The organism is Kribbella jejuensis, from assembly GCF_006715085.1.
GTDB lineage: Bacteria > Actinomycetota > Actinomycetes > Propionibacteriales > Kribbellaceae > Kribbella > Kribbella jejuensis.
In genome coordinates this window covers 3,270,439-3,285,456 of record NZ_VFMM01000001.1, presented here as the reverse complement: position 1 = coordinate 3,285,456, position 15,018 = coordinate 3,270,439, and the positions used below count along the sequence as shown (strand labels likewise).

15 protein-coding genes are annotated in these 15,018 nt (G+C 68.3%); 7 read left to right on the top strand and 8 right to left on the bottom strand.

Annotated features, from left to right (window positions below):
- Positions 1-128: 128 nt before the first annotated feature.
- Together FB475_RS37195 and FB475_RS16200 are read left to right on the top strand one after the other, a co-directional pair.
- Positions 129-392 carry a hypothetical protein gene (locus tag FB475_RS37195; RefSeq protein WP_202878345.1) on the top strand — a complete coding sequence of 88 codons (264 nt, stop codon included), beginning with the start codon at positions 129-131 and terminating at the stop codon, positions 390-392.
- The gene (locus FB475_RS16200; protein WP_238332290.1) at positions 311-1,216 is read left to right on the top strand and encodes a transposase; all 906 of its coding nucleotides are present in this window, start codon (positions 311-313) and stop codon (positions 1,214-1,216) included. The genes FB475_RS37195 and FB475_RS16200 overlap by 82 nt, the downstream gene beginning before the upstream one ends.
- 36 nt (positions 1,217-1,252) lie before the next feature.
- Here FB475_RS16200 and FB475_RS16195 read toward each other — a convergent pair whose 3' ends face one another.
- The 3 genes from FB475_RS16195 to FB475_RS16185 all read right to left on the bottom strand — a co-directional run bounded on the left by FB475_RS16195 (position 1,253) and on the right by FB475_RS16185 (position 3,934).
- Positions 1,253-2,062: an ABC transporter permease gene (locus tag FB475_RS16195; protein ID WP_141856860.1), complete on the bottom strand. Its 810-nt coding sequence runs from the start codon at positions 2,060-2,062 to the stop codon at positions 1,253-1,255.
- Positions 2,055-2,825, bottom strand: a complete 771-nt coding sequence (locus FB475_RS16190) for an ABC transporter permease (RefSeq protein WP_141856858.1) — start codon at positions 2,823-2,825, stop codon at positions 2,055-2,057. Before FB475_RS16190 ends, FB475_RS16195 begins: the two co-directional genes overlap by 8 nt.
- Positions 2,826-2,902: 77 nt before the next feature.
- A complete protein-coding gene (locus FB475_RS16185) occupies positions 2,903-3,934 on the bottom strand; it encodes an ABC transporter ATP-binding protein (RefSeq protein WP_141856856.1) in 1,032 nt (343 codons plus the stop codon).
- A 367-nt stretch (positions 3,935-4,301) separates the two neighbouring features.
- On the opposite strand from FB475_RS16185, the gene FB475_RS16180 reads away from it, so the two are divergent.
- Both FB475_RS16180 and FB475_RS16175 read left to right on the top strand, forming a co-directional pair.
- Entirely contained in the window at positions 4,302-4,682 is a 381-nt protein-coding gene (locus FB475_RS16180; protein WP_238332174.1) for a MarR family winged helix-turn-helix transcriptional regulator, read from the top strand.
- Positions 4,683-4,801: 119 nt separating this feature from the next.
- Positions 4,802-6,334: a molybdopterin-dependent oxidoreductase gene (locus tag FB475_RS16175; protein ID WP_141856855.1), complete on the top strand. Its 1,533-nt coding sequence runs from the start codon at positions 4,802-4,804 to the stop codon at positions 6,332-6,334.
- Here the strand turns inward: FB475_RS16175 and FB475_RS16170 are convergent.
- Positions 6,315-6,926, bottom strand: a complete 612-nt coding sequence (locus tag FB475_RS16170) for a TetR/AcrR family transcriptional regulator (RefSeq protein WP_141856853.1) — start codon at positions 6,924-6,926, stop codon at positions 6,315-6,317. The two genes, FB475_RS16175 and FB475_RS16170, sit on opposite strands and share 20 nt — an antisense overlap.
- Positions 6,927-6,982: 56 nt before the next feature.
- On the opposite strand from FB475_RS16170, the gene FB475_RS16165 reads away from it, so the two are divergent.
- The 3 genes from FB475_RS16165 to FB475_RS16155 all read left to right on the top strand — a co-directional run bounded on the left by FB475_RS16165 (position 6,983) and on the right by FB475_RS16155 (position 11,233).
- Entirely contained in the window at positions 6,983-7,681 is a 699-nt protein-coding gene (locus tag FB475_RS16165) for an ATP-binding cassette domain-containing protein (protein ID WP_141856851.1), read from the top strand.
- Complete coding sequence (locus tag FB475_RS16160) at positions 7,678-9,741, top strand: YhgE/Pip domain-containing protein (RefSeq protein WP_141856849.1); 2,064 nt, start codon at positions 7,678-7,680, stop codon at positions 9,739-9,741. The genes FB475_RS16165 and FB475_RS16160 overlap by 4 nt, the downstream gene beginning before the upstream one ends.
- Positions 9,742-9,811: 70 nt before the next feature.
- Complete coding sequence (locus FB475_RS16155) at positions 9,812-11,233, top strand: ricin-type beta-trefoil lectin domain protein (protein WP_141856847.1); 1,422 nt, start codon at positions 9,812-9,814, stop codon at positions 11,231-11,233.
- 80 nt (positions 11,234-11,313) lie between these two features.
- Here the strand turns inward: FB475_RS16155 and FB475_RS16150 are convergent, their stop codons facing one another.
- The 4 genes from FB475_RS16150 to FB475_RS16135 form a co-directional block, all read right to left on the bottom strand.
- Positions 11,314-11,793 carry a YbaK/EbsC family protein gene (locus FB475_RS16150; RefSeq protein ID WP_141856845.1) on the bottom strand — a complete coding sequence of 160 codons (480 nt, stop codon included), beginning with the start codon at positions 11,791-11,793 and terminating at the stop codon, positions 11,314-11,316.
- A gap of 127 nt (positions 11,794-11,920) precedes the next feature.
- Complete coding sequence (locus FB475_RS16145; protein WP_141856843.1) at positions 11,921-13,162, bottom strand: hypothetical protein; 1,242 nt, start codon at positions 13,160-13,162, stop codon at positions 11,921-11,923.
- A gap of 233 nt (positions 13,163-13,395) precedes the next feature.
- Positions 13,396-14,064 carry an N-acetylmannosamine-6-phosphate 2-epimerase gene (locus FB475_RS16140; protein ID WP_141856841.1) on the bottom strand — a complete coding sequence of 223 codons (669 nt, stop codon included), beginning with the start codon at positions 14,062-14,064 and terminating at the stop codon, positions 13,396-13,398.
- Positions 14,061-14,948 (bottom strand): N-acetylglucosamine kinase, encoded by an 888-nt coding sequence (locus FB475_RS16135; RefSeq protein WP_185759269.1) that lies wholly within the window; start codon positions 14,946-14,948, stop codon positions 14,061-14,063. Before FB475_RS16135 ends, FB475_RS16140 begins: the two co-directional genes overlap by 4 nt.
- Positions 14,949-15,018 lie beyond the last annotated feature (70 nt).

Sequence of the window (15,018 nt, the reverse complement as noted above, 5' to 3'; positions counted from 1 at the left end):
CACCGGCCGGACGGAACGTGACCTGATAGGAGCCTGTCGCAGAGGCCCGTCCATGTGCTGTCCGCCCGGACCGGCGGTGCGTGCCGTCCCGTGTCGGTTCGCACAACGGAAGGACGGCTGTCTCTACGATGACAGACCCGATCGGCGTTACTCACTTCGACATCACCGACATCGCCGGATCAGGCGAAGTCGTCGGCGGGGTCGACACCCACTTAGACACCCACACCGCCGCCTGCCTGGATCACCTCGGCCGACTGCTTGCCCATGCCCAGTTCCCGGCCACCAACGCCGGGGAGAAGCAGCTACTGACCTGGCTGAGGGGTTTCGGCGACCTTGCCGTGGTCGGGTCGAGGGCACCGGCAGCTACGGCGCCGGCCTCGCCCGGCTGCTGACCTCCGAACACGTCCGGGTGGTGGAGGTGTCACGACCGAACCGGCAGAACCGCCGCCGCCGCGGCAAGTCCGACCCGATCGACGCTGAGGCCGCCGCCCGAGCGGTCCTGGCCGGCACCGCGACCGGCACACCGAAGACCCGTACGGGGATCGTGGAGTCCATTCGCGTCGTGCGTACCACCCGCTCCGGCGCGATCAAGGCCCGGACCGCCGCCATCAACACCTTGCGCCAGCTCGTCACCACCGCGCCGGAACCACTACGCGGACAACTCGCCGGCCTCACCACCGACCAACTCATCCACGCCACCTCCGCACTACGCCCCACCACCGATCTGACCGACCCGGTCCAAGCCACCAAGACCGCGCTGCGCCGCCTCGCCCGCCGCTGCCAGCACCTGACCGAGGAAGTCACCGACGCCGACACCCAACTGCGCACTCTCACCCACCAGGCCGCACCGGCCCTGCTCGAACGCTGCGGCCTCGGCCCCGAAACAGCAGGCCAACTCCTCACCACCGCCGGCGACAACCCCCACCGACTGCACAGCAACGCCGCCTTCGCGGCCGTCTGCGGGGCATCTCCGGTTCCCGTCGCCTCCGGCCGCACCCACCGCGTCCGCCTTAACCGCGGCGGCGACCGCCAAGCCAACACCGCCCTGCACACCATCGTCTTGGTCCGCATGCGCCACCACCAGCCCACCCGCGCCTACGTCGCCCGCCGACGCGCCGAAGGCAAAACCACCAAAGAAGTCATCCGCTGCCTCAAACGCAACCTCTGCCGCGAACTCCTACCCCTCATCACCCAAGCGCTCACAACCCAGACTTGACGGCTCCGGGTCTATAGGAGCATCAGGCGCCGAAGTTCAGCTCCCGGGGCTCGTGTATCTCGGCATCATCTTGGAAAAGAACGCATAGCCGAGCGCCAGCACGACGGGGCCGGCCAGTGGGGAGGCGAGGGTCAGCCACGTGGGCAGCGGGACTTCGGAGGTGCGGTTCAGCAGGACGGTTGCCGGGAGGAAGGAGATGAACGCCATCGGGAAGACGGTGCAGAAGGCGTAGAAGGTCGTGCGGCCGAACATCGTCAGCGGGTAGCCGGAGAACTGGGTGATCGAGCTGTCGGCAAAGATCCGCAGCGAGAAGGTGGAGGTGACGACGAAGGTCAGGCCGCAGAAGAAGGTTGCGATGCCGGTCTCGATCAGGCCGCCGCCGAGCACCGCCAGCAGCAGATAGGCGAGCTTGACCGCGTCCCAGTCGACAGGTGCCTGCCGGCTGAAGATGATCAGCGCGCCGACACCGAGCAGGGCGTCGCCGAGCGACATCAGCGAGAACCGCCGGGTGATCAGCTGCAGGAACGGGTTCACCGGTCGCAACAGCACCCGATCGAACTCGCCGTCGCGGACGATCTCGTCGGTCAACATCAACGCCCCGAACGGAACGACGTACAGCGCGTGCGATGCGAGTCGCATCGCGAACACGAAGGCGACCTCCGGGAAGCCCCAGCCCGCGATCACACCGAACTTTGCGAGGAGGACGCCGAGGAACAGCAACTGGGTGCCTTGAAAGGCGACACCGCCCATCAGAGTCGTCCAGAAGTTCACCCGGTACTGCAACTGCGCACGCAATGCGGCGCGCTGGAGGATCACGTACTGCCGCACCCACGACTGTTCAGCCACCCTGCACCACCACCTTGTGGCGTGCCCGCCGCCACACCAGTTCGAGGAGGAGCGCCAGCACGACAACCCAAGCCAGCTGTACGGCGACCAGCGCCAGCGCCTCGCCGCCCCGGGTCCGGCCGAGGTAGATCGACACCGGCGTGTAGACCTGCGCCTGGAACGGGAGCCACTCGACCGACGACCGCAGCCACCCCGGCATGAACCACAACGGAATCAGCGACCCCGAGAGGAACGCGCTCCCGAACCGGTAGACGATCAGCGGCCCGCTGACCTCGAACGTCCAGAACGTCACCATCGACACGATCAGGTTGCACAGCATCGCCACCACGACACCCCCTGCCGTCGCCACGAGCGAGAGGAGGAACGCACCCCAGCCCGGCGGAAGCATCAGCGCGCCGATGACCGCCGCGGCCGCGAGACCGATCGCCCCGAGCGGCAGGCGGCCGAGCAGTACGCCGAAGTTCTGGCCGAGGACCTGCCAGATCAGTCCGAGCGGCCGGGTCAGGTCGGTCGCGATCTGACCGTTCCGGATCCGCATCGGCAACGACGAGAACTGCCACGGGAGGAGTACCGATTGCAGACACGCCGCGATCGCCGCGTACGCGACCGCAGTACGAGCGTCCACGCCGTTGACCGGCCCACGTCCGCTGTACACGATCCGCCAGACCGCTATCGCGAGGACGACCTGGATGACAAGGGTGACCGCTCCGGTGATCAGGTCCCCGCGGTAGATCAGGACGGACCGGGTGCCGGCCCGGGTCATGCCACGGAATGCTCTGACCTGAGCCGCCCTGGTCGGCGCCTGTCGGCTCTGCGCCGCTCCGCGCTGGGCTGCCGTGGTCACGTCAGCAGTCCGTCGTACAGCTGGGAGATCACGTCGGTGAGCCGTGGATCGACGATCGACAGTTCGTCGATCTGGTAGACCTGCGACGCCCGGGCGACCAGCTCCGGGGTGGTGACCTCCCGGGGATCGAAACGCAGCACGACGCTGCGTTCCGGGTGCGGCAGCACCGCGCCAACGGCGTCGGCCTCCACCTCAGTCGCAAACGGGATGTCCACGCCCCGACGGATGCCGCGTACCGCCGGGGTGCGTTCGGACAGGGTGAGGACGAGGAAGCGGTGGGGCATGAAGCGTTCCTTCAGGCGGGACAGGTCGCCGTCGTACAGGACGGCGCCGGAGTCGATCACGATGATTCGCTGGCAGAGCCGCTCGACGTCCTCCATGTCGTGCGTCGTCAGCACCACCGTGGTGCCCTGGGTCCGGTTGGTCTCGGCGATGAACTCGGTCAGTCGGGCCTTCGCGACCACGTCCAGGCCGACGGTCGGCTCGTCGAGGAACAGGATGGACGGTTCATGCAGCATCGCGGCGACCAGATCGCCACGCATCCGCTGGCCGAGCGACAGCGATCGCACCGGCGTGTCCAGGAACTCGGACAGGTCGAGCAGTTCGGTGAACAGGCCGACGCGCTTTCGGTACGTCGTCCGGTCCAGGTCGTAGAGATCCGCGAGTACTTCGAAGGAGTCGCGTAATGGCAGGTCGTACCAGAGCTGGGTTCGTTGGCCGAAGACGACGCCGATGTTGCGGGCGTTCCGGGCGCGGTCCCGGGACGGCTCGAGCCCGGCCACCCGGCAGACGCCGGAGGTCGGCGTGAGGATCCCGGTGAGCATCTTGATCGTCGTCGACTTGCCCGCGCCGTTCGGGCCCAGGTAGCCGACGAGTTCGCCCGGCTCGATCTCGAAGTTCACGCCGTTCACGGCGCGGGTGGTGTCGCGTTTGGTGCTGAACAACCCCCGGAGCCGCGGCAGCCTGCCCGGCAGGACCGCGGGCCGGCTGAACTCCTTGACCAGATCGGCCGCCTCGATCACTGCCATCCGTACCCTCCCCAGTGAGCGCGAACGGTTATCCTCCCACTGTCGCGGCGGCCCCGCAGTTCGAATTTCACCGTTCTAGACCGGATTTGATCGAGCGGCCCCGCTACGCTCAGAAGATTTACGGTTCCGGGTCGATGAGTAGCCGAAAGGTCACCCCGTGTAGCGAAGTGAACTGGTCAGCTAATAGAGTCCGCCCATGACCATCGCGCCTTCGCTTTGCTCGCCCCTAGCGCTCGCCGATGCAGAACCCACTCGCGCTGCCGAACCATGGGAAAGCGACGTGCTGACGGCCTACGGGTTGCTGCGAGAAGCAGCGGCCGAGCTGGATCACCTGATGCGCCATTCCCTGAAGCGCAGTGGACTGCAAATGGCAATGTTCGAACTGTTGCTGCGGCTGGCCCGTAGCAACGGGGAGAAGCAGCGTCTGACCTCCCTTGCCCGGGAGCTGACCGTCACCACTGGTGGCATCACCCGACTGGTCGACCGTGCCGAGAACCTCGGCCTGGTTCGCCGGGAGCCTTGCCCCGACGACGCCCGCGGCTCGTTCGCCGTCCTGACCGAGGAGGGGAAGCGGCGGTTGCGTGAAGCGCTGCCGGATCACCTGCTCGAGATCGACAGCCTCTGGATGTCCCAGTTGGCGGACGACCGCGACCTCGTTCTCGGCAAGCTCCGCCGGGTCCGCGACAACGCCCGACGGTGGCCGAACGGCCGCCCGGGTCTGGGGCCGATCACGCCCGACCGGATCTGACCAGCACGACAACCGAACGACACGTGCTACCCGCAACAACCGAACTACACGTATTACCCGCGACTAACGGTTGGGGCGCTCGACTGGTGTCGGGCGCCCCGTCGCGCGATGGTTGAGAAGTGAAGCAACAGGCTGACCCCAAGGCTGCTGGTGGCACTCGTTGGCGCGGGGCGGCGGGCGGCATCCTGGCCGCCCTGGCCGGGCTGGCGGTCGGCAGTCTCGCGGCCGGACTTCTCGGTACGCCGCAGACGCCGGTGGTGGCGATCGGTTCGGCCTTCATCGACCGGGTGCCGCCGTGGCTGAAGGACCTGGCGATCTCCTGGTTCGGCACCCACGACAAGACCGCGCTCCGGGTCGGCATTCTGATCGTTATCGCGGTGGTGGCGGCGGTCGGCGGCATCCTCGCCGTACGGCGGTACTGGGCCGGCGCGCTGATCACGATCGTGCTCAGCGGTATCGCGGTCGCCGCAGCGTTCACCCGCGCGGACTCCGGGCAGACCGGCTTCCTCCCATCGGCACTGGCCGGCATCACCGCGCTCCTCGTCCTGCGCCTGTTCAGCCGCAGACTCGAGCCACTCGTGAATTTCCCAGACGACGCGGTCAGCCGCCGCGGGTTCCTGCAACTGTCCGGAGGTGTCGCGATCGGATCGGCCGCGGTCGCCGTACTCGGGAAGGTCGTCGGCGGGAATCGCGCCGCGGTCGCCGACGCCCGCAAACAGCTCACGCTGCCGCAGCCTCCGAGTCTCGCCCCGCCGGCCGGCGTGCAGGCGGAAGGCGCCGTACCGTGGGCCACGCCGAACGCGAACTTCTACCGCATCGACACCGCGCTGTCCGTACCGCAGATCGTCCCCGCGGACTGGAAGTTGCGCATCCACGGCATGGTCGACCGCGAAATCAACCTCACCTTCGACGATCTGCTGAAGCGCCAGGTCATCCACAAGTGGGTCACGCTGACCTGCGTGAGCAACGAGGTCGGCGGCGATCTGATCGGCAACGCGCTCTGGTCCGGCGTGGTGCTGAAGGACCTGCTCGAAGAGGCCGGGCCGTCCAAGGGCGCGGACGCGATCCAGTCGTCGTCGCAGGACGGATTCACCGCCGGTACGCCGCTGCCGACGCTGCTCGACGACCGGCAGGCGATGCTGGCGTTCGCGATGAACGGCCAGCCGTTGCCGGTCGAGCACGGATTCCCGGTGCGGATCGTGGTACCCGGGCTGTACGGCTACGTCTCGGCGACGAAGTGGCTGGTCGACATCGAGGTGACGCGGTTCGACAAGTTCGACGCGTACTGGACCCTCCGCGGCTGGTCGGCGCAGGGACCGATCAAGTTGTCGTCGCGGATCGACACACCTGGTGGCAAGAAGGTGCCGGCGGGCCCGGTGACCGTGGCCGGCGTGGCCTGGGACCAGCACGTCGGCGTCTCGAAGGTCGAGGTCCGCGTTGACGGGGGCCCTTGGCAACAAGCGACGCTCGCCACGGACCCGTCGGTCGACACCTGGCGGCAGTGGCACTGGACCTGGAACGCGCCGCACGGCATGCATCTGCTGCAGGTACGGGCGTTCGACGCACAGGGCAATCCACAGGTCGAGTCCTCGGCCGATCCCGCCCCGAACGGCGCGACCGGCCTCCACACGGTCAGCGTGAAGGTCGGCTGACCGCCGCCAGCACCATCGGCAGGAACGTGTGCTCGAGCGAGCCGGCCGGCACCTCGTCCGGCTCCAGCAGGCTCTGCGACCGCGCACCTTCATGGACGGCGATCACCATCCGGACGAACTGCTCCGCCGGGACGGTCAGCTCGAGCGAACTCGTCTCGGTGATCTGCTCGACCAACCGGGTCAGGCTCTCGCGGAACATCGCCCGCTGCTTGTTCAGCGCCTGCGCCGCGTCCGGATCGCGCAGCGCGTGCAGCGTGAACTCCGCCGAGATCAGATGCCACTGCCGTCGGTCCGGGACGGTCTCGTCGAGCAGGCCGAGTACGGCGTCCAGCAGCGATCCGGGCTGACTCGCGAGCTCCGGGAGCAGCGCCTCGATCTGCTCCAGCAACCGGTCGGTGGTGGCCTGGAACAGCGCGAGCACCAGCTCGTCCTTGGACCCGAAGTTCGAGTAGAAGGCGCCGCGGGTGAACCCGGCCCGCTCGCAGATGTCCTCCACGGACGCGCCGTGGAAGCCGCGCTCGGCGAACACCTCGAGGGCGCCCTCGAGCAGCCGGGCCCGCGTGTTCGAACGACGCCGCTTGGGAGGTTCCATAGGAGTAGGATACAGTTCTGTATTGAATACACAACCGTATTGAACGGGGATGCAGGATGGAGCTCGAGGCCACCGGGATCAGCGTGCGTGGACCGCACGCACCGATGCTGCTTGCCACGTCGGTGTCGGTCGCGGATCACCAGGTGGTGCTGCTGACCGGTTATCCGGGCCCTGGGCACGTCGCCGCGGCGCTGGGGCTGTCCGGGCGGCTCAAGTCCGACACCGGACGGGTCCGGCTCGACGGCAGCACCGACCCCGCCGTACTGCGGCGCCGGGTCGCCGTTGTCGACGCTCCTGGCATCACCGAGCCGGACGACGCCTTACCCGTGCAGACCGTTGTCGGCGAGGAGCTCGCGATCGCCGGCCGCAAGGCTGGGCGTAAGGCCGTGCTTGAGTGGCTGAACGAGCATGACGCCGCGGAGCACGCCGACAAGCGGTTCGAGCACCTGCCGGTCGCCGTCCGGACGAGACTGCTCACGGAGCTCACCATCGCGCGTCCCGACGTACAGGTGGTCATTCTGTGCATGCCTGATCGGCATGGCGGTGACCCGCATGAGTGGTTCGAGCTGGGGCGCGGACTGGCGGCCCAGGGGTACGGCGTGATCATCACGTGCGCTGACGCGTCTGCGCGGTTGCTGGACATCAAGGCTGCGCGAATGGGTGAGACGGACCAGCCTGACCCCGTACAGGTTGCACCGATCGCGCCTGTTGAGCCGGTTATTGCCATTGAGGACGAAGAGGAGACAGAGGCGTGACCGCGCTGCGGATGGCCCTGAGTGAGTTGCGGCGTCTGACGGCCGGACGGCTGCCCAAGCTGGCCGTGGTCGCTTTGCTGCTGGTGCCGGTGCTGTACGGCGGCCTGTACCTGTACGCGAACCACGACCCGTACGGCCGGCTCGACAAGATTCCGACCGCGGTCGTCGTCGAGGACGAGGGTACGACGCTGACAACCGGCGAGAAGCTCGACGTCGGCCCCCAGGTGGCGGAGGAACTGGTCAAGTCGAAGAGCTTCGACTGGCATCAGGTGAACCGTGCGGACGCGACGCAGGGCGTGTCGGACGGGAAGTACGAGTTCGCGCTCGTGCTGCCCAAGACGTTCTCGTCGGACCTGGCGTCGAGCGCCGACTTCAAGCCACGGCAGGCGGAGCTGGAGCTGCTCACGAACGACGCCAACAACTACATCGCCCACACCATCGCCAACCAGGTCGTCGCGCAGGTGACGAAGACCGTGGCGTCACAGGTGAGTGAGACGGCCGCTTCGCAGTTGCTGGCCGGCTACAACACCATCCACACGCAGGTGAGCAATGCGGCCGCAGGGGCTGCCAAGCTGCAGAACGGGCTCACCTCCGCAGCTGCCGGGGTCACGAAGCTGCAGACGGGCGCTCAGCAGCTCAACACGGCACAGCAGCAGCTCTCGGCCGGCGCTACGCAGCTTGCGAGCGGTGCGACCCAGGCGTCGGAGGGCGCATCGTCGCTGGCGTCCGGTGCCGCACAGCTCGACAACGGTCTGGGCACGCTGAAGGACAAGACGGCTTCCCTCCCGAGACAGACGAAGCAGTTGGCCGACGGGGCTGATCAGGTCGCCGACGGCAACGAGAAGATCGCCGGTGTCGGCAGGCAGGTCGCCACAGCGTCCGGCACGCTGGTGAAGGACCTCAAGACGTTCGACTCACAGTTGGCGCAACGGCTCAGGGCACAGGGCCTCAGCCAGCACCAGATCCGCGTGGTCCTGCAGGAGACGGCGAAGCTGCGGGCTCCCGTCGTACAGGCCAACACGAAGATCCAGTCGACGTCCAAGCAGCTCAATCAGCTCGCGAGCGGTGCGCGGAAGGTGTCGAACGGCGCGTCACAGCTGGCCAAGGCCACGCCGGCTCTGACCCGTGGAATCAGCAGCGCCTCCAGTGGTGCGCAGCAGCTCAGCGCAGGCGCCAACCAGCTCCAGAACGGGCTCGGGACGCTACAGACAGGCGCTCAGAAGCTTGCAGCCGGCGAGAAGCAGGCCGTGACCGGCCAGGGGCAGCTGCTGACCGGTGTGAACAACCTTGCGACCGGTGTGGGTCAGCTGAAGACCGGTGCGACGCAGCTGAACACCGGCCTGCAGAACGGCGCGAAGCAGATCCCCAACCCGACCGCTGCTCAGCGCAAGGCTGTCGCTGAAACGCTGGGCGCGCCTGTGACGCTGCAGAACGTCTCGCAGGCCACCGCAGACAGCTACGGCGCCGGTCTGGCTCCGTTCTTCCTCAGCCTGGCGTGCTGGATCGGTGCGTACGTGCTGTTCTTGCTGGTGCGGCCGCTGTCGCCACGGGCGCTCGCCGCCCTGCAGTCGCCCTTCCGGGTCGCTCTCGGCGGTTGGTTGCCTCCGGCCCTCTTCGGCGCGATCCAGGCGACGTTGGTGTTCGTCGCCGTCGTCCTCGGCCTCGGCATCAATGCCGCACATCCCTGGCTGACGGTGGGTTTCCTGATCCTGACGTCGTTCACGTTCGTCGCGATCCTGCACGCGTTGTCGGCCTGGTTCGGTGCCGTGGGCAAGTTCCTCGGACTGGTGCTGATGGTGGTCCAGCTGGTCAGCGCGGGCGGCACGTTCCCGTGGCAGACGATCCCTCAGCCGCTGTACTTCTTCCACCATGCGCTGCCGATGAGCTACGCGATCGACGGCGTCCGGCACCTGATGTACGGCGGGCCCGGCGCCTCGCTCGGACGGGACCTGCTCGCGCTCGGCGCGTGGTTCGCAGTCGCGCTCGCCGCGTCCACCCTGGCGGCCCGCAAACAGCGGGTCTGGCCGGCGAAGAAGCTGCAGCCGGAGCTGGTGCTGTAGCCGTTCGTCGCGGACGGTAGTCGCCGGCGAGGCATTGACGGAGCGAAATGTTTGCGTGAACATCGGCAGCATGAGATCACCAGCCCGGCGCCTCGCCGCCGCGACGCTCTCGGTCGCGGCCGCCGTCGCAGCCCTCACAGCCACCAGTTCGGGGGCCGTCACCGCCACGGCGGTGTCGGCCGCGCCGCTGCCCGCCGACACCAGCGCCTTCCGCGGTGTGAACTGGGCCGATCCGCGCGACAACTACGCCCACGACGCGGTCGTACCGTCCGGACTCAGTACGGCGGACGACTACGCGACGACGTACCGCAAGGCGGACGGGATCGTCGGCGAGTTCCGCAAGGAGCTCAAGGCGAACACCGTGCGGCTGCCGATCAACCCGTCGAGCGTGGGAACGACCTGGTGGCGTTCGTACCGCGGCGCGATCGACGCGGCGGTCGGGCGCGGGTTCAACGTCATCCTCAGCTACTGGGAGGCCGACAACGCCAAGGACGGGCGGGTCGACGACCCAGCGGCGTACGGCGCGATGTGGGACACCGTGGTGAAGGCCTACGCCAAGAACCCGCACGTGTACTTCGAGCCGATGAACGAGCCGTTCGGGTACTCGCTGCCCGACTGGGTCGCGCTGACGTCGGGCTGGATCGCCCGGCACAGCGACGTACCGCGTAGCCGCATCGTCATCTCCGGCACCGGCTACAACGACAACGTGACCGGGGTCGGGGCCGCACCGGAGCTGAAGGGCACCCTGCTGTCACTGCACTTCTACGGCTTCTGGGCCTCCGACACGACCGAGGCGGCGTGGCTGGCGAACCTGCGCCCGCGGATCGGGTCGTACGGGTCGCGGACGATCATCGACGAGGCCGGCTCGCCCATGACGATCGGGCTGAACTACGGCAACCACGAGGGCAACGTGTACACGTCGTACCTCGGAGCGCTTACGCAGGTCGCCCGTGAGAACCACATGGGCATCGTGTACTGGCCTGGGCTGCGGACCGGTGACTCGTACTCGATGACGACCCAGGTAGGCCCGGCCGACCTGCAGGTGAACAGCCGCAGCGGGCTGGACCAGCTGTGGTGGGGCTGGGGTCTGCTGAAGGACGAGCCCACCAACACCCTCCCGCCGTCCCCGCCGGGTGAGCCGCTGCGTGGAGTCGCCAGTGGACGGTGTGCCGACGTACCTGGGTTCTCGACAGCACCTGGTACGGCGCTGGACCTGTGGGACTGCAACAACGGCGGCAACCAGTCGTGGAACTACACCGCGTCCAAGCAGCTCACGGTGTACGCCGACAAGTGCATGACGTCCGGTACGTCGGTCACGATCGAGAACTGCACCGGCGCGACCAACCAGGCGTGGGAGCTCAACGCCGACCAGACCGTGACGAGTGTCGCCGACCCTGCGCTCTGCCTGACTGCAGCCGGTACCGGCAACGGTGCCGCGGTGGTTACCGCCAGCTGCAACGGCTCTGACGATCAGAAGTGGACCCGCTCCTGACCTGGCGGACCCCATAGACCGGTGGGGCGGCGCGCTGATCCCCTGCATCCGCGCCGCCCCGCCGAACCAACGCCGCTAGGTCACCGCGGCGTGATCGGTTCGATCCGCGGCTTCGCGATCGCGGCGTAGTCGGCGCCGGACATCATCACGGAGCGGTCGAGGCGAGCGGCGTTGAAGTAGATCTCCGGTTGCGCGACGACGGCCGGGTCGGCGATGAGATCGAGCTCCGGATCGAGGCTGAACGGAAGCACCGTGCCCGGGATGGTTCGCGCCAGCCGCTCCGCCGTCGCAGCGTCGGCAAACCCGACGTACCGCGCTCCGTACAGCTGTTTGATGGCGTCGAGGTCAACGCGACAGTCCCCGGGGACGACAGCGAGCACGTACTTCGTCGTCCGCTTGTTCGGCTTGACGATCAGAATGATGCACTTCGCCCCCTGCGCAACCGGATGCCCGCGCAGCGCACTCACCGTTTCGGTGGTCCCGTCCGGCGCATGATCGATCAACTTGTACCCCACACCAGCCCCGTCGAGCAGCCCGATCAGCTGTTCATAGGTCGACATATCACCAGCCCACTGCCCATTGGTTGTCATCAGCAATCACCACACCAACCCTGACCGCCCCGACCCCTGAAGCCAAGTCCCAGCTACTTCAACAAGCTTGTAGACGGCCTACAGCGGCGGGGGAGGGTCAGGTGTTTACGAAGGTGGTGGTTTGGGTCAGGAGGTGGTTGGTGGTGGGTTGGTCGAAGAAGGTGATCAGGGCTTCGTAGGTGCCGGCTTCGGCGGCTGGGGGGTCCACTACGTAGCCGTAGTAGCCGTCTGTGTAGCCGATTACTCGGGTGACGGGGTAGGTGCTGTCCGCTTGGAGGCGGGCTCCGTGGATGGCGAAGAGTTCTACTGGCAGGTTGATCCAGCAGACGTCGCCCATGGTGACGGCACTGATCGGGAGGTCGTACGTGGGGGGCAGCGCGGCGCCTGCCATCAGGGCCTGGCCGCGGGCGCCGTCCAGGCGGGTTTGGGCGATCCGGCCGGACGGGTCGTCGGTGCCGTTCAGGTGGTTCGCGGCAACGCACACGAGCCTTTCGGCTTCGGCCGCGGTTGGCAGGTCGCGGATCGGAAGGGTCAGCGTCGTACGGCGGATGGCCGGCGGTGACTGGGGTAGCTCGAGGCCGGGGTGCGCGAGGGCTTCACGCACGCGACCGGCGAGCAACGAACCGAGACGCGTGACCTCCGGAGCGCCTCGACCCTGGCGGGTGAAGCGTGGGCTGACGTCGCCCGCCGCGCCTTGGAGGAACCCGACGACCGCCGGGGCGAGCGCCTCGCGGGCGGCGCCCGGCCAGTCCGCGGAGTACTGCATGTTCTCCGGCCCGTACGTCGTCGGGTGACAGGCGAAGTCGAGCAACACCGCTTCGAGCGAGCCGGACAACGAATGCAGCGCAAGGATCCCGGCGGTGTTGTCGTGCGGGCCGTTGCGGTGATGCCGGTTGGTACCGACGCCGACCACCTCGATCGAGCGCCACGACGCGGTCACCGGGCGACGCTCGAGCTGTACGGAACCGACGGCGCCGACCAGCGGATCAACCAGATCGAACTCCCGCGCCGCAGGGATTACCGGGTGGATCTCGCCGCTCCACCCCGAAGGACCCGAGTGCGTGTGCGACGCCGACACCACCACGTGCGACGGCGGGATCCCGGCCGCGGCACCGGCTGCGGCGGCCAGTTCACAAGTAAGTTCACGACCGACAGCAATGGCGTCCAATGTCAGCCACATCACACCCGGATCGTTGTCGCTCGACAGCCAGATCACCGTGGCCTTCAACGGATCCGCGGTACCCGTAGAAAGGCCCGCACGGGCGGCGTACCCGTCCAAGCGGTGGCCGGGCGGTGGGGTCACGTCCAGGGATTTCGCGGCCAGGAGGAGTTCGGTCACGTGCGCGCTCCCGCGGTCGTTCCGGCGGTGATCTGCCGATGAATTCCATCAGATACGGTCAGGACCGAAATTAAAGAGGCGGTCGGCGCGGCGAGCGGCAGCGCGAGGCGAGAGGTCACACCCCCATGAGAACACCCAGCCGCAAGTCCCACGGCGCTCGCCCTGATCATGGCTCATGGATACGCCAGTCGGCGTCCGAACGGAAGATCGATGGCGAAGGTCGGCCAGGCCGACTAACGAGCCGGGATCGCGCCGACCAGCCGGGCGGTCAGGTCCATCGGGTCGGTGATCGCGTGACCGACGACAACGGCGTACGCGCCGGCATCGAAGACAGCACGGACGTCGTCCGGGGTCCGGATCCGGCCCTCGGCGACAACCGGGCGGTCGAGCTTCGCGGTGAGGCGCCGGACCAGTTCGACGTCCGGCTCGATCGGCGTACGGCTCTTGGTATAGCCGGACAGCGTCGTCGCGACGAGGTCCGCGCCCGCGTCCCGAGCGGCCTGGCCGGCCTCGAGGGTATCCACGTCGGCCATCACTTGTACGCCGAGCTCGGTGTGGACCCGGGCGATCTGGTGTGCGAGTGGTTGTCCGTCCGGCCGCGGGCGCAAGGTCCCGTCCAGCGCGATCAGGTCCGCCCCGGCCGCGACCACCCCGGCCGCAGCCTCGTACGTCGGGGTGATGAACACGCCCGCCGGGTCGCCGAGTTTGTGGATCCCGATGATCGGCAGGTCGGTCACCGCACGGATGGCCGCGACGTCCTCCGGGCCGTTCGCCCGGATCGCGCCCGCGCCGCCCGCCTCGGCGGCCTGCGCCATCAGTGCCATGGCCACCGGGCCGCGGAACGGGCTGCCTGGACCCGGCTGGCAGGACACGACCAGGCTGCCGGGGGCCAGGGTTCTCATCGGCGGTACGTCACGATCAGGTCGGCGTACGTGCCGAGGGGTCCGGTGGCGAGACGTTCGGCGCCGTCGAGCGAGTTGCCGGCCGCGGGAGTCAGCTGGGCACGTGCGGGCAGGGCTGCCCGGACCGGCGCCAGGAGTTGCTCGCCGGCGCCGGTGAACAGTCCGCCGACGCATGCGACCGGTACGGGTCCTTCGCCGGCGAGCTGCGCGACCGCGGCCTCGATCGTGTCCGCGATGTCGGTGGCGGCCTTGACGAGCACCTCGTGCGCGACCGGATCGCCTTCGGTGGCGCACCGGAGTACTTCGGGGGCGAACCGCGCGACGTCGTCCACCAACGTCGACGAACGGTAGAGCGTGACCGGATCGAGCGACGTCTCGGCCAGCTTGGTCGCAGGGCCGCGGCCGTCCCGGGCCCGCTGGACGGCGACCAGCCCGGCGCGTCCGATCGCGAACGCGCTGCCCGCGTCGCCGAACAGGTACCCGTGGCCGTCGAGCTTGCGCCAGGTACCGTCCCGATCGACCGCGAGGCAGACCAGACCGGTGCCTGCGGCAACGACCACGCCGTATCCGTCGGGGAGCGCACCGGCGTGCGCGGTGACCATGTCCTGGGTCAGCCGTACTTCGTCCGCATCGAGCAACTGGCTGACGTCCGCCGCCAGCCGCTCCGCCGCACCCGGCGCCTGGGGATAACCCGTGAGCCCGAGCGCGACCACGTCGACCGGCCCGTCCAACTCGGCCTCAGCGGCGGCCGTGCCGATCGCGGCGAGGAGCTTGCTGAGGGCCTCCGGGCCGTGGGTGTAGCCCGGCCCGGTGCCGGTCTTGCCGGACGGGAGTACTCGAAGGCGGAGAGCGGACTGTCCGCCGTCGACGGCGATCTGTGTCACGCGGTGGTCCATCGTCATCAGTCTTGCCGACTATTCACGGCCGGTAAAGCACTTCGGGTCGACCACCGCT

Excerpts from the sequence above, each read along its gene's own strand:
- FB475_RS16185 (WP_141856856.1), bottom strand. The coding sequence starts at position 3,934 with ATGGCAGTGATCGAGGCGGCCGATCTGGTCAAGGAGTTCAGCCGGCCC.
- FB475_RS16190 (WP_141856858.1), bottom strand. The coding sequence starts at position 2,825 with ATGACCCGGGCCGGCACCCGGTCCGTCCTGATCTACCGCGGGGACCTG.
- FB475_RS16155 (WP_141856847.1), top strand. The coding sequence starts at position 9,812 with ATGAGATCACCAGCCCGGCGCCTCGCCGCCGCGACGCTCTCGGTCGCG.
- FB475_RS16165 (WP_141856851.1), top strand. The coding sequence starts at position 6,983 with ATGGAGCTCGAGGCCACCGGGATCAGCGTGCGTGGACCGCACGCACCG.
- FB475_RS16170 (WP_141856853.1), bottom strand. The coding sequence starts at position 6,926 with ATGGAACCTCCCAAGCGGCGTCGTTCGAACACGCGGGCCCGGCTGCTC.
- FB475_RS16150 (WP_141856845.1), bottom strand. The coding sequence starts at position 11,793 with ATGTCGACCTATGAACAGCTGATCGGGCTGCTCGACGGGGCTGGTGTG.
- FB475_RS37195 (WP_202878345.1), top strand. The coding sequence starts at position 129 with ATGACAGACCCGATCGGCGTTACTCACTTCGACATCACCGACATCGCC.
- FB475_RS16140 (WP_141856841.1), bottom strand. The coding sequence starts at position 14,064 with ATGAGAACCCTGGCCCCCGGCAGCCTGGTCGTGTCCTGCCAGCCGGGT.
- FB475_RS16180 (WP_238332174.1), top strand. The coding sequence starts at position 4,302 with ATGGCAATGTTCGAACTGTTGCTGCGGCTGGCCCGTAGCAACGGGGAG.